This is a genomic window from Massilia sp. Bi118 (genome assembly GCF_918697865.1).
Lineage (GTDB): Bacteria > Pseudomonadota > Gammaproteobacteria > Burkholderiales > Burkholderiaceae_D > Telluria.
This window is the reverse complement of sequence record NZ_CAKKMV010000010.1, coordinates 181,470-194,748: the sequence shown is the minus strand read 5'-3', so window position 1 is coordinate 194,748 and position 13,279 is coordinate 181,470. Positions and strand designations below refer to the sequence as shown.

Here is a 13,279-nt window from a genome sequence, read left to right as displayed (position 1 = left end):
GCTATAGTCGCTATCTAAAAGTAAAACCACACAGTCCTCGCGGCGCGCCGCGCGAGCTGTGTGGTCTGTAATGCTTGCTACTGTACTGCTTCTGACGCTTAGTTTAGTGTTTTATGAAGGCCTTGTAAATCATAGACCCGCAACTCGTCCAGGTGGCGCATGCCCTGCACCGCCGCTTCGGCGCCGGCGATGGTCGTGTAGGTCACGACGCGCGACTGCAGGGCCGACGTACGGATGGTGCGCGAGTCGTTGATCGCGCTGCGCTTTTCCTCGACCGTGTTCACCACCATCGCGATCTCGTGGTTCTTGATCATGTCGACGATGTGCGGACGGCCTTCCAGCACCTTGTTGACCGGCGCGACCGGGATGCCGGCGGCGGAGATCACCGCCGCGGTGCCCTTGGTCGCCACCAGCGAGAAGCCCAGGTTCACCAGGTCGCGCGCCACCTGCACGGTGCGCGGCTTGTCGGAACCCTTCACCGACAGGAACACGCGGCCCGAAGTCGGCAGGTTGACGCTGGCCGCCAGCTGCGACTTGACGAAGGCTTCGCCGAAGGTCATGCCCACGCCCATCACTTCGCCGGTCGATTTCATTTCCGGGCCGAGGATGGTGTCCACGCCCGGGAATTTCACGAACGGGAACACGGCTTCCTTGACGCTGTAGAACGGCGGGACGATCTCTTTGGTGATGCCCTGCTGGGCCAGGGTCTGGCCGACCATGCAGCGCGCCGCGATCTTGGCCAGCTGCAGGCCGGTCGCCTTCGACACGAACGGCACGGTGCGCGAGGCGCGCGGGTTCACTTCCAGCACATACACGGTGTCCTGGACCTTGCCGTCCACTTCCGCGCGCTGGATCGCGAACTGCACGTTCATCAGGCCGACCACGTTCAGGGCCTTCGCCATCAGCGAGGTCTGGCGCTTCAGCTCATCGATGGTCTCCTGCGACAGCGAGTAAGGCGGCAGCGAGCAGGCCGAGTCGCCCGAGTGCACGCCGGCCTGTTCGATGTGCTCCATCACGCCGCCGATGAAGGTGGTTTCGCCGTCCGAGATGCAGTCGACGTCGCACTCGATGGCGTCGTTCAGGAAGCGGTCCAGCAGCACCGGCGAATCGTTCGAGACCTTGACCGCTTCGCGCATGTAGCGCTCGAGGTCGCGCTGCTCGTGGACGATTTCCATCGCGCGGCCGCCCAGCACATAGGACGGGCGCACCACCAGCGGGTAGCCGATCTCGGTGGCCAGCTTTAGCGCTTCTTCTTCGGTGCGCGCGGTGCGGTTCGGCGGCTGGCGCAGGCCCAGCTTCTGCAGCAGCTGCTGGAAGCGCTCGCGGTCTTCGGCGGCGTCGATCATGTCCGGCGAGGTGCCGATGATGGGCACGCCGTTGGCTTCCAGGTCCAGCGCCAGCTTCAGCGGGGTCTGGCCGCCGTACTGGACGATGACGCCTTCCGGCTTCTCGAGGTCGACGATTTCCAGCACGTCTTCCAGGGTCAGCGATTCGAAGTACAGGCGGTCCGAGGTATCGTAGTCGGTCGACACGGTCTCCGGATTGCAGTTGACCATGATGGTCTCGTAGCCGTCTTCGCGCATGGCGAGGGCCGCGTGCACGCAGCAGTAGTCGAACTCGATGCCCTGGCCGATGCGGTTCGGGCCACCGCCCAGCACCATGATCTTCTTCTTGTCGGTCGGCGCGGACTCGCACTCCTCGTCATAGGTCGAGTACATGTAGGCGGTGTTGGTCGCGAACTCGCCGGCGCAGGTATCGACGCGCTTGTAGACCGGGCGGATGCCCATCTCGTGGCGGCGCTTGCGGATCTCTTCCGGCGTCACATGCATCAGGAAGGCCAGGCGACGGTCCGAGAAGCCCTTCTGCTTCAGCTTGTACAACACGTTCTTGTCCAGGCTTTCCAGCTTCTGGTGATCCAGCCACAGCTCGATGTCGACGATTTCCTTGATCTGGATAAGGAACCACGGATCGATCTTGGTCAGCGCATGCACTTCTTCCAGCGTGAAGCCCTGGGCGAAAGCGTCGCCCACGTACCAGATGCGTTCAGGACCCGGCTCGCCCAGCTCCTCCTCGATCTTCTCGCGGTCGCGCGTCTTTTCGTTCAGGCCGTCCACGCCCACTTCCAGGCCGCGCAGGGCCTTCTGGAAGGATTCCTGGAAGGTGCGGCCGATTGCCATCACCTCGCCCACCGATTTCATCTGGGTGGTCAGGTGCTTGTCCGCGGCCGGGAATTTTTCGAAGGTGAAGCGCGGGATCTTGGTGACCACGTAGTCGATCGAAGGCTCGAAGGACGCCGGGGTTGCGCCGCCGGTGATGTCGTTGCGCAGCTCATCCAGCGTAAAGCCGACCGCCAACTTCGCCGCGATCTTCGCGATCGGGAAGCCGGTCGCCTTCGAGGCCAGGGCCGAGGAACGCGACACGCGCGGGTTCATCTCGATGACGATCATGCGGCCGTCGGCCGGGTTGATCGAGAACTGCACGTTCGAACCGCCGGTGTCGACGCCGATCTCGCGCAGCACGTTGATCGACGCGTTGCGCATGATCTGGTATTCCTTGTCGGTCAGCGTCTGCGCCGGCGCGACGGTGATCGAGTCGCCGGTGTGGACGCCCATCGGATCCAGGTTTTCGATCGAGCAGACGATGATGCAGTTGTCCGCCTTGTCGCGCACCACTTCCATCTCGTACTCTTTCCAGCCCAGCAGCGATTCCTCGATCAGCAGTTCCGAGGTCGGCGAGGCTTCCAGGCCGCGCTTGCAGATCGCTTCGAATTCTTCTTCGTTGTAGGCGATGCCGCCACCCGAGCCGCCCATGGTGAAGGACGGACGGATGATGACCGGGAAGCCCAGCTCGCGCTGCGCCGCGCGCGACTCGTCCATCGAGTGCGCGATGTAGGAACGGGCGGAGCCCAGGCCGATCTTGGTCATCGCGTCCTTGAACTTGGCGCGGTCCTCGGCCTTGTCGATCGCTTCCGGCGAGGCGCCGATCAGCTCGACCTTGTACTTGTCCAGCACGCCGTTGCGGTGCAGGTCCAGCGCGCAGTTCAGCGCGGTCTGGCCGCCCATGGTCGGCAGGATCGCATCCGGACGCTCTTTCTCGATGATGCGCTCGACCGCCTTCCAGGTGATCGGCTCGATGTAGGTGACGTCCGCCGTTTCCGGGTCGGTCATGATGGTCGCCGGGTTCGAGTTAACCAGGATGACCTTGTAGCCTTCTTCGCGCAGGGCCTTGCAGGCCTGGGCGCCCGAGTAGTCGAATTCCACCGCCTGGCCGATCACGATCGGACCGGCGCCAATGATCAGGATACTTTTAATGTCGGAACGCTTTGGCATTTATTTTTTCTCCTGAGCTTGCATGAGGCTGATGAAACGGTCGAACAGATACGAAACGTCGGTCGGGCCGGGCGAGGCTTCCGGGTGGCCCTGGAAGCAGAACGCCGGCTTGTCGGTGCGCTCGAAACCCTGCAGCGAGTTGTCGAACAGGGAGACGTGGGTGACGCGGCAGTTGGCCGGCAGGGTTTCCTGATCCACTGCGAAGCCGTGGTTCTGCGAAGTGATCAGGACCTTCTTCGAATCCAGGTCCTGCACCGGGTGGTTGGCGCCGTGGTGGCCGAACTTCATCTTGACGGTCTTCGCGCCGGAAGCCAGGGCCATGATCTGGTGGCCGAGGCAGATGCCGAAGGTCGGGATGCCCGAATCGATCACCTGCCTGGTCGCTTCGATCGCGTAGTCACAGGCGGCCGGGTCGCCGGGACCGTTGGCCAGGAAGATGCCGTCCGGGTTCAGGGCCAGCGCCTCGGCGGCGGTGGCTTGCGCCGGCAGCACGGTGATCCTGCAGCCGCGCTCGGCCAGCATGCGCAGGATGTTGCGCTTGACGCCGTAGTCGAAGGCGACCACGTGGAATTGCGGCTTGTCCTGCTTGCCGAAGCCCTGGCCCAGCTTCCACTCGGTCTCGTTGAATTCGTAGGGTTCCTTGACCGACACGACCTTGGCCAGGTCCATGCCGTTCAGGCCCGGGAAGGAGCGCGCCAGTTCCAGCGCCTGCGCCTCAAGCGGCTCTGCGCCCTGCTGGGCGGTCAGGATCGCGCCGTTCTGGGCGCCCTTCTCGCGCAGGATGCGGGTCAGCTTGCGCGTGTCGATGCCGGCGATGGCAACCACGTTTTCCTGCCTCAGGTAGTCCGACAGCGACTGGGTCGAGCGGAAGTTCGACGCCAGCAGCGGCAGGTCGCGGATGATGAGGCCGGCGGCATGCACTTTCGATGCCTCCACGTCGGCCGGGTTCACGCCCTGGTTGCCGATGTGCGGGTACGTCAGGGTGACGATCTGACGCGAATAGCTGGGGTCGGTAAGGATTTCCTGGTAGCCCGTGATCGCGGTGTTGAACACCACTTCACCGGTCGTGTGACCGATGGCTCCAATCGAATAACCTTTGAAAATGGTTCCGTCTGCGAGGGCCAGGATGGCTGGAACGGCTGGGCCAGAAAAAAATGGCGGCAAGGGCAACTCTCCAATAAGGTTGCCGTAGCTGCGCCACGTCAGACTGACCTTCGGGTACGCCGCGACGATACTTTTCTACCGTGTGCGCGAGGTCTACAGAATGATGATGTAAGTGGGTATGCGCTACGGCAGGTGAGTGATGGATAAACTTCCGAATTATAGCGCGAATCCGCCTATCCGGCAATCCATGGTCCTTACATTCCCCTGCCGTTCCACCCGGAAATTACAGGCCGAGGGCGGCGATGCCGGCCTTGGCGATCTGCGCATCCTCAGCCGATTTCACACCGGAAACGCCGACCGCGCCGACGGTATGGCCATCGACCACGATGGGCACGCCGCCTTCCAGCATGCCGTCCAGTTCCGGCGCGCGCAGGAAGGAGTAGCGGCCGTTGTTGATCATGTCTTCGTAGATCTTCGATTCGCGGCGGCCCAGCGCGGCGGTCCTGGCCTTGGCCGGCGCCAGCTGGGACGAGATCGGGGCGACGCCGTCCAGGCGCTGCAGCCACAGCAGGTGGCCGCCGTCGTCGACGATGGCGATCGCGACCTTCCACTGGTTGGCCATCGCTTCGTTTTCGGCGGCGGCGGCGATCTTCTTGACCTCTTCGAGAGTCAGTACGGGCTTGGTTTGCATTTTCTTCTTCCTTGTTGTGGTCGTTGTTATCGGGTAGGCGCCGGGCTCAGCTGCTTGGCCTTGAGCTGGGCCTTCAGCTGCGACATCACGGACGCCGCCGCCTGCTCGCCGGCCAGCACCGCCAGGTTGCGGCCGTTGAAATCGGCGCTGCCCATGGCGCCCAGGGCCGGCGTGATGACGACGTCGGCATCCTTCAGCTCGTGCTGGTTGAGGCGCTGTCCCATGATGGTAAAGGTCTGCATCAGGACGTCAAGCGAACTGGCCGTTGCCTGGGCCTCGGTGGCGCTGGAGATGTTGACGGCGATGATGAACTCGGCGCCCATCTCTTTCGCAAAGCGCACCGGCACCGGCGCCACCAGGCCGCCGTCGACATAGGTCTTGCCGGCGATGCTGACGGGCTGGAACACGCTGGGCACGGCGGACGAGGCGCGCACCGCCATGCCGGTATTCCCGCGCCGGAACAGGATCGGCTGGCCGGTCTTCAAATCGGTGGCCACCGCGCCGAAGGGGATCTTGAGCTTTTCGATGGGCTGGTTGTGCACGGCCTTGTTGACATAGGCCTGCAGCGCCTCCCCTTTCAGCACGCCCGAGGACTTGCTGAAGAAAGGCAGGGCCCAGTCCGAAATCGACGCCTCGTCCATCTCCATCGCCATCTTCTGCAGCGTGAAGCCGTTGTAGCCATAGGCGTACATGGCGCCCACCACCGAGCCGGCGCTGGTGCCGACCACGAAGTCGGGCACGATGCCCTGGGCTTCCAAGGCCTTGATGACGCCGATGTGGGCGAAGCCGCGCGCGGCGCCGCCGCCGAGGGCGAGGCCGATCTTGACGTGGCGCGGCTGCGGCGCCACAGCGGGGGCGGCGGGAATCTGGGTGGGCGGCTGGGTGGGCGTGGAGCCGCAGGCGGCGAGCAGCAGGGCCGCGGCGGGGGCGAGCAGGAGGGAGCGTCTGGACGGCATGGATCCGGGGTTCAGTCGGTAAAGGGTCGATTGTAACCTGAGTCCGCCGGCTGCTGGCATAGGGGAGGCTTAAGCTGCGTGGCTGCGTGCTCAGTATGGATTCCCGCTTTCGCGGGAATGACGGGCTACCACCGTCATTCCCGCGAAAGCGGGAATCCATACCCACGCCGAACAGCCGGAAAATTAACCCGGCAAGGACGTATTCGGCAAAGAAGCCGTAAACACACTCCCCTTCCCCGCCTCCGACCGGATCGCCAGCTTGCCCCCATGCCGCAGCAGCACATGCTTGACGATCGCCAGTCCCAGCCCGGTCCCCTGGGTTTCGCGCGAGCGGCTCTTGTCGACGCGGTAGAAGCGCTCGGTCAGGCGCGAGATGTGCTGCTCGTCGATGCCGATGCCGGTGTCGGCCACCGCGAAGCGCAGGTCGTTCGGACCGCGCGTCCAGGACAGCAGGATGCGACCGCCCTCGGGCGTGTAGCGCACCGCATTGGTCGCCAGGTTGCCGAAAGCGCTGCGCAATTCGTCCCAGCTGCCCATCACGTCCGGCCCCTCGAAGGAGAACTCGATGTCGTGGCGGCCGTTCGACAGGGCGCGCGCATCCAGCGTCACCTGCTCGACCAGCGCGTGCATGTCGACCCGCTCGCGCTTGAGCGGATATTCGTCGGACTCCAGGCGCGACAGGGTCAGCATGTCCTCGATCAGGCGCTGCATGCGCTCGCCCTGCTCCGTCATCAGCTTCAGGTGGGCGACGCGGGTGCGCTCGTCCATGCCCGGGTCCATCATCGCGATCTCGAGGAAGCCGACGATCACCGTCAGCGGCGTGCGCAGCTCGTGCGAGGCGTTGGCGATGAAGTCGCGGCGCATGGCTTCGATGCGCTCGGTCTCGGTGGCGTCATGCGTCACCAGGATCTGGCGCCGGTTCTCGAAGGGGATGATCTGCACCACCAGCTTGCGGTTGCGGATCGCCAGCGTCAGCGGCTGCTCGTAGCGGCCGAGGATGATGTAGTCGATGAATTCCGGGTGGCGGATCAGGTTCGTGACGCGGCGGCCCTTGTCCTTGTCCAGGGTCAGGCCCAGGTGGCGCTCGGCGGTCGGGTTGCACCATTCGAGGAAGAGCACGTCGTCCATGATCGCCACGCCTTCCGGCAGCAGATGCATGGCCTGGCGGAAGCGCGCCAGCCATTCGGCCAGCTCTTCCTGGTTGCGCTCGTCGTCGCGGCGCAGCCTGTATAAACGGGCGAAGACGTCGGTCCAGGAACCCCAGCCGTCCGGCAGGCGGCTGCTGTGCGGATGGTGCAGCCACTCGCCCAGCTGGTGCAGGTAGGACAGCTGCACCACCAGCAGCGCCACGGTGATCGCCAGCGCCAGCGACAGCCCGGCCACCAGGCCGAACAGCCACCAGGCGACGCCGGCGGCCGCGAAGACGAGGCTCAGGCGCAGCAGCGCCGGCACCCAGAACAGCAGGCGCGGATGCATGCCCGCATGCACCGGCGCTTCGGGAACGGGCGTCGGCTCTGGCGGGGAATCCGGCGTGGCGTCGGGAGCGGCTTGCACTTACAGCTCTTTCTCGGTCAGCATGTAGCCCACGCTGCGCACCGTCTTGATCAGCTTCTCGGCTTCCTTCAGGGCTTTGCGCAGGCGCAGCACGTGGACGTCGACGGTGCGCTCCTCGACCGCCGAGGCGTCGCCCCAGACTTTATCCAGCAACTGACTCCGCGAGAACACCCGCTCGCGGTGGGCCATCAGGAATTTGAGCAGGCGGTATTCGGCGTTGCCCATGTCGAGCTGGCGGCCTTCCAGGGTGACGGTGCAGCTGCTTGGGTCGAGCACCACCGGACCGGCGTTCAGCGGCGCCTCGGCCAGGTGCGGACTCTTGCGCCGCAACAGGGCCTTGGCGCGCGCCAGCAGCTCCTTCGGCGAAAAAGGCTTGGTGACGTAGTCGTCGGCGCCCGTGTTCAGGCCGGCGATCTTGTCCTCTTCCATGCTCTTCGCGGTCAGCATGATCACCGGGATGTCCTGGAAGTCGCGGTCGCCGCGCAGGCGCGACAGCAGCCGCAGCCCGCTCTGGTCGGGCAGCATCCAGTCCAGCAGCAGCAGGTCGGGCCGCGCTTTCACGATCGAGTCCCAGGCCGAGGCCACGTTGGCGGCGGTGCGGATCTCCCAGCCGGTCTCGCGCAGCGAATAGCTCACCAGTTCGACGATGGCCGGTTCATCTTCGACGATCAGGACGCTCGTGTTGGACGCCATCGGCTCAGCCTTCCGCCTGGCCGGCCAGCGCCGCCGGCTTGGAGTGGCGGATGTCGCGGCCTTCGGCCACGTAGATCACGTATTCCGCGATGTTCTTGGCGTGGTCGCCGATGCGCTCGATGGCCTTGGCCACCCACAGCGTGTCCAGCGCGGACGAGATGGTGCGCGGATCTTCCATCATGAAGGTGATCATGTTGCGCAGGATGGTGCGGAATTCGAAGTCGACTTCGTCGTCGCGCGCGATGATCTGCAGCGCGGTCTTGCCGTCCAGGCGCGCGAAAGCGTCCAGCGCGTCGTGCAGCATGTCGGCGGTGTTGCGCGAGATGGTGCGCACGATGTCGTAGTGATTGAAGCTGACCATGCCGCGCTCGTGCAGGCTCTTGGCGGTGCGCGCGATCTTCGCGGCCTCGTCGCCGATGCGTTCGAGGTCGGTGATCACCTTGATGGTCGCCATCACGGTGCGCAGGTCGTTCGCGGCCGGCTGGCGGCGCACGATCAGGTGGCTGCAGGCGTCGTCCAGCTGGACTTCGAGCTGGTTGACGGCCTGGTCGTCCGCCATCACCTTCTCTGCCATGTCGGCATTACCGACGCGGAAAGCATCCAGCGCCTCGTCGAACTGGGTTTCCACCATGCCGCCCATGAGCAGCACCTTCGAGCGGATGGCCTCGAGCTCCTGGTCGTACTGTTTAGAAGAGTGATCGCCTACCATAATTTTTCCTGTCGAATGTCAGTATTTTAACGTGTTAGCACGGCGCTAGCGCCACGAGGGGCTCGACAACCGTAGCGAGCGGCTGCTGGGGTGGCCGAGAAGCGCAGCCATACTTACGGTATGGCGAGCATCGCAGGCCGGCCCAGCGGCCGCGCAGTAGGTTGCCGAGTCCCCTACCCAAAGCGGCCGGTGATGTAGTCCTGGGTTTCCTTGCGGGCCGGGTTCATGAACAGCTGGTCCGTCTCGCCGAACTCGACCAGCTCGCCCAGGTACATGTAGGCGGTGTAGTCCGAGCAGCGCGCGGCCTGCTGCATGTTGTGGGTCACGATGGCGATGGTGTAGTCCTGCTTCAGCTCGCTGATCAGTTCTTCGATCTTGGCGGTCGAGATCGGGTCCAGCGCCGAAGTCGGCTCGTCCAGCAGCAGCACGTCCGGCTTGACGGCGACGCCGCGCGCGATGCACAGGCGCTGCTGCTGGCCGCCCGACAGCGACAGCCCGCTCTTGTTCAGCTTGTCCTTGACCTCGGTCCACAGGGCCGCTTTCTTGAGCGCCCATTCGACACGCTCGTCCATCTCGCCCTTCGACAGGTTCTCGTACAGGCGCACCCCGAAGGCGATGTTGTCGTAGACCGACATCGGGAACGGCGTCGGCTTCTGGAACACCATGCCGACCTTGGCGCGCAGCATGTTGACGTCCACGCCCTGCTCCAGGATATTGCGGCCGCGGTAGAGGATGGAACCCTCGGCGCGCTGGCCCGGATACAGGTCGTACATGCGGTTCAGGGTACGCAGCAGGGTCGACTTGCCGCAGCCCGAGGGGCCGATGAAGGCCGTGACCTGCTTGTCGTGGATGTCGAGGTTCACGTTCTTCAGGCTCTGGGTCTTCCCGTAGAAGAAATTCAGGCCCTGCACTTCGATGGTTTTGGTCGTGGTCATTGCGGATTCTTTTGGCGGAACAGGGTACGCGACAGGATATTCAGGAGCAGCACGCTGAAGGTCACCAGCAGCGCGGCGCCCCAGGCGAGCGACTGCCAGTCTTCATAAGGGCTCATGGCGAAGCGGTAGATCACCACCGGCAGGTTGGCCATCGGCTGGTTCATGTCGGCGGTGAAGAACTGGTTGTTCAGGGCGGTGAACAGCAGCGGCGCGGTCTCGCCCGAGATGCGGGCCACCGCCAGCAGCACGCCGGTGACGACGCCTGCCTTCACGGCGCGCAGGCGCACCGTCATCGCCACTTTCCAGCGCGGCGCGCCGAGGGCGAAGGCGGCTTCGAGCAGGCTATTGGGAACGAGGTGCAGCATGTTGTCGGTGGTGCGCACCACCACCGGGATCGCGATCAGCGACAGCGCCAGCGTGCCGGCATAGCCCGAGAAGTGGCCCATGCGCGGCACCAGCAGCGCGTAGACGAACAGGCCGACCACGATCGAAGGCGCGGACAGCATGATGTCGGTGACGAAGCGCGTGACGGCGGCGAACTTGTTGTTCTGGCCGTACTCGGCCAGGTACATGCCGGCCAGGATGCCGATCGGGGTCGACACGGCGGTCGACAGGCCCACCATCAGCAGGCTGCCGACGATGGCGTTGCGGATGCCGCCCTCGCTGCCCGGCGCCGGCGTATCCAGCGAAAACAGGGTGTGCGAGAGCGCGCCGAAGCCATGCACCAGCAGGGTGAACAGGATCCAGGCCAGGAAGCCCAGGCCGATCGCCATCGCCAGCACGGACAATGCGATGCCGATGCGATGACTCAGCAGGCGGCGGCGATAGACGGAATTCACGGCGCCTTCCATTATTTTGCTCCTTCTTTGCGGGACATCCCCAGCAACATCAGTTTGGCGGCCGATAGCACGATGAAGGTGATCGCGAACAGGATCAGGCCCAGCGCGAACAGCGAGGACACGTGCAGCGACGAGCTGGCTTCGGCGAACTCGTTCGCCAAAGTCGAGGAAATCGAATTACCGGCGGCGAACAGCGACCAGGAGATCTCGTTGGCGTTGCCGATCACGAAGGTGACGGCCATGGTCTCGCCGAGCGCGCGCCCCAGGCCCAGCATGACGCCGCCGACCACGCCGGTGCGGGTGTAAGGCAGCACGATCTTGCGCACCACTTCCCATTTGGTGCAGCCGAGGCCATAGGCCGATTCCTTCAGCACCGCGGGGACGATCTCGAACACGTCGCGCATCACGGAAGCGATGAAGGGAATGATCATCACGGCCAGGATCAGGCCGGCGGTCAGGATGCCCAGGCCCATGGTCGGCCCCTGGAACACCGGGCCGATGAGCGGCAGCGCGCCGAGCGTCTTTTTCAGCAGCGGCTGGACATGGTCGCCGAACATGGGCGCGAACACGAACAGGCCCCACATGCCGTAGATGATGGAGGGGACGCCGGCCAGCAGCTCGACCGCGGTGCCCATCGGGCGGCGCAGCCAGGCCGGGCAGATCTCGGTCAGGAACAGCGCGATGCCGAAGCTGATCGGCACCGCCACCAGCAGCGCGATCAGCGAGGTCGCCAGGGTGCCGGTGATGGCGATCAGGGCGCCGAACTGGTCGTTGACGGGATCCCACTCGGCCCTGGCGATGAAATGCGCGCCGAATTCCTTGAAGGCCGGCGCGGCGCCGATCGCCAGCGAGACGATGATCCCGAGCAGCACCACCAGCACGGAGGCGGCAAACAGCAGCGTGATCTTGTGGAAGAAGAAATCCTGGATGCGCTGGGTGCGCATGGTGTTGCGCAGCCGGGCGTGGCTGGCGTCGTCCAGCGCGGCCTGGCTGGCCTCTTGGGTAACTGCGGCGTCTTGTGCGCTCATTTGTTTATTCACGTTAGCACGTCGTTCCCGCGAAGGCGGGAACCCATACTGAGCGTCCATATCCGGTTCAGCATGGATTCCCGCTTCCGCGGGAATGACGAGTCACTTCTTACCAGATCGCCTTGCCCGAAGCGTCCTTCATGTTCGCCTTCCAGGCGTCCTGCACCAGCTTGGCAACGCTGTCCGGCATCGGCACGTAGTCCAGCTCGGCCGCGGCGGCATCGCCGCTCTTGAAGGCGTAGTCGAAGAACTTCAGGACTTCCTTGCCCTTGGCGGCGTCCGCCTGCTGCTTGTAGACCAGGATGTAGGAGGCGCCGGTGATCGGCCATGCCGCCTTGCCCGGCTGGTCGGTCAGGACCACCGAGAAGCCCGGGGTCTTGGCCCAGTCGGCGTTGGCGGCGGCGGCCTTGAAGGCGTCGTCGTCCGGCTGCAGGAAAGCACCGTCGCGGTTCTTCAGCTGGGTGTGGCTCATCTTGTTCTTCTTGGCGTAGGCCCACTCGACGTAGCCGATCGAGCCCTTGATGCGCTGGACGTTGGCGGCGACGCCGTCATTGCCCTTGCCGCCCACGCCGGTGGCCCACTTCACCGCGGTGCCGGCGCCGATCTTCGACTTGAATTCCGGGTTGGTCTTCGACAGGTAGTCGGTGAACAGGAAGGAGGTGCCCGAGCTGTCGGCGCGGTGCACGACGGTGATGTCTTCGGCCGGCAGCTTGACGCCCGGGTTCAGGGCGACGATCGCCTGGTCGTTCCACTTGGTGATCTTGCCCAGGTAGATGTCGGCGACGACGGCGCCGGTCAGCTTCAGCTGGCCCGGTGCGATGCCGTCCAGGTTGACGACGGTGACCACGCCGCCCATGATGGCCGGGAACTGGAACAGGCCTGCCTGGTTCAGTTCGTCAGCCGGCAGCGGCATGTCGGATGCGCCGAAATCGACCGTCCTGGCCTTGATCTGCTTGATGCCGGCGCCCGAGCCGACCGATTGGTAGTTGAGGCCGTTGCCGGATGCCTTCTTGTACATCTCGGCCCACTTGGCGTAGATCGGGTACGGGAAGGTCGCGCCCGCACCGGTGATGTCCGCGGCCATCGCGTTGCTTGCGAAGGCGGCCGAGATGCCGATGATCAGGGTTGCCAGCAGTTGCTTCATGCGCATATCAAGTCCTTGTTGTGCTTGGTTAAGGGTGGTGACGCGGTGTTAATGCTGCGCAGTGTAGTGAGCAAATATGACGGCTTTATGACATGCCTGTCATGAAGCCAAACCCCATGTCACGGGGCGCCGGAAAAAGTCTCTTGTAAATACCGGCCCGTCTGCTAGCTTGAAGATGTGGAGGCGGATTGGAGGATTTATTCAGCGTGTGCATGCCGCGCTTGCAGAGCGTGCGGAATCGATCGGGGACTCGCCAAACGGCGTTTGAAGTCGATGTTTGTTTTGATTGTTACAGGT

Annotated in this window: 11 protein-coding genes; all 11 read right to left on the bottom strand. The window is 64.4% G+C overall.

What is annotated here, in order from left to right:
- Nucleotides 1–98 precede the first annotated feature (98 nt).
- Nucleotides 99–3,329, bottom strand: a complete 3,231-nt coding sequence (carB, locus tag LQV39_RS16635; protein ID WP_230027243.1) for a carbamoyl-phosphate synthase large subunit — start codon at nucleotides 3,327–3,329, stop codon at nucleotides 99–101.
- Nucleotides 3,330–4,493 carry a glutamine-hydrolyzing carbamoyl-phosphate synthase small subunit gene (carA, locus tag LQV39_RS16630; RefSeq protein WP_230027242.1) on the bottom strand — a complete coding sequence of 388 codons (1,164 nt, stop codon included), beginning with the start codon at nucleotides 4,491–4,493 and terminating at the stop codon, nucleotides 3,330–3,332. It abuts the gene before it with no gap.
- A 223-nt stretch (nucleotides 4,494–4,716) separates the two neighbouring features.
- Nucleotides 4,717–5,124, bottom strand: coding sequence for a heme-binding protein (locus tag LQV39_RS16625; RefSeq protein ID WP_230027241.1), 408 nt, complete (start codon nucleotides 5,122–5,124; stop codon nucleotides 4,717–4,719).
- Nucleotides 5,125–5,150: 26 nt separating this feature from the next.
- Entirely contained in the window at nucleotides 5,151–6,080 is a 930-nt protein-coding gene (locus LQV39_RS16620) for a patatin-like phospholipase family protein (protein WP_230027240.1), read from the bottom strand.
- Nucleotides 6,081–6,263: 183 nt separating this feature from the next.
- A complete protein-coding gene (gene phoR / locus LQV39_RS16615) occupies nucleotides 6,264–7,556 on the bottom strand; it encodes a phosphate regulon sensor histidine kinase PhoR (RefSeq protein WP_230027289.1) in 1,293 nt (430 codons plus the stop codon).
- A gap of 78 nt (nucleotides 7,557–7,634) precedes the next feature.
- Entirely contained in the window at nucleotides 7,635–8,327 is a 693-nt protein-coding gene (locus tag LQV39_RS16610) for a response regulator (protein WP_230027239.1), read from the bottom strand.
- Nucleotides 8,328–8,331: 4 nt separating this feature from the next.
- Entirely contained in the window at nucleotides 8,332–9,036 is a 705-nt protein-coding gene (gene phoU / locus LQV39_RS16605; protein WP_230027238.1) for a phosphate signaling complex protein PhoU, read from the bottom strand.
- Nucleotides 9,037–9,209: 173 nt separating this feature from the next.
- Complete coding sequence (pstB, locus tag LQV39_RS16600; protein WP_230027237.1) at nucleotides 9,210–9,971, bottom strand: phosphate ABC transporter ATP-binding protein PstB; 762 nt, start codon at nucleotides 9,969–9,971, stop codon at nucleotides 9,210–9,212.
- Nucleotides 9,968–10,822, bottom strand: a complete 855-nt coding sequence (gene pstA / locus LQV39_RS16595) for a phosphate ABC transporter permease PstA (RefSeq protein WP_230027236.1) — start codon at nucleotides 10,820–10,822, stop codon at nucleotides 9,968–9,970. The genes pstB and pstA overlap by 4 nt, the downstream gene beginning before the upstream one ends.
- Nucleotides 10,822–11,754, bottom strand: a complete 933-nt coding sequence (gene pstC / locus LQV39_RS16590; protein WP_230027288.1) for a phosphate ABC transporter permease subunit PstC — start codon at nucleotides 11,752–11,754, stop codon at nucleotides 10,822–10,824. The genes pstA and pstC overlap by 1 nt, the downstream gene beginning before the upstream one ends.
- Nucleotides 11,755–11,947: 193 nt before the next feature.
- Nucleotides 11,948–12,988 (bottom strand): phosphate ABC transporter substrate-binding protein PstS, encoded by a 1,041-nt coding sequence (gene pstS, locus LQV39_RS16585; protein WP_230027235.1) that lies wholly within the window; start codon nucleotides 12,986–12,988, stop codon nucleotides 11,948–11,950.
- Between the last annotated feature and the right edge of the window lie 291 nt (nucleotides 12,989–13,279).

Bases quoted from the DNA above. Each gene is read 5' to 3' on its own strand.
- carB (WP_230027243.1), bottom strand. From the start codon at position 3,329: ATGCCAAAGCGTTCCGACATTAAAAGTATCCTGATCATTGGCGCCGGT.
- LQV39_RS16625 (WP_230027241.1), bottom strand. From the start codon at position 5,124: ATGCAAACCAAGCCCGTACTGACTCTCGAAGAGGTCAAGAAGATCGCC.
- LQV39_RS16620 (WP_230027240.1), bottom strand. From the start codon at position 6,080: ATGCCGTCCAGACGCTCCCTCCTGCTCGCCCCCGCCGCGGCCCTGCTG.
- phoR (WP_230027289.1), bottom strand. From the start codon at position 7,556: ATGCATCCGCGCCTGCTGTTCTGGGTGCCGGCGCTGCTGCGCCTGAGC.
- LQV39_RS16610 (WP_230027239.1), bottom strand. From the start codon at position 8,327: ATGGCGTCCAACACGAGCGTCCTGATCGTCGAAGATGAACCGGCCATC.
- phoU (WP_230027238.1), bottom strand. From the start codon at position 9,036: ATGGTAGGCGATCACTCTTCTAAACAGTACGACCAGGAGCTCGAGGCC.
- pstB (WP_230027237.1), bottom strand. From the start codon at position 9,971: ATGACCACGACCAAAACCATCGAAGTGCAGGGCCTGAATTTCTTCTAC.
- pstA (WP_230027236.1), bottom strand. From the start codon at position 10,822: ATGGAAGGCGCCGTGAATTCCGTCTATCGCCGCCGCCTGCTGAGTCAT.
- pstC (WP_230027288.1), bottom strand. From the start codon at position 11,754: ATGCGCACCCAGCGCATCCAGGATTTCTTCTTCCACAAGATCACGCTG.
- pstS (WP_230027235.1), bottom strand. From the start codon at position 12,988: ATGCGCATGAAGCAACTGCTGGCAACCCTGATCATCGGCATCTCGGCC.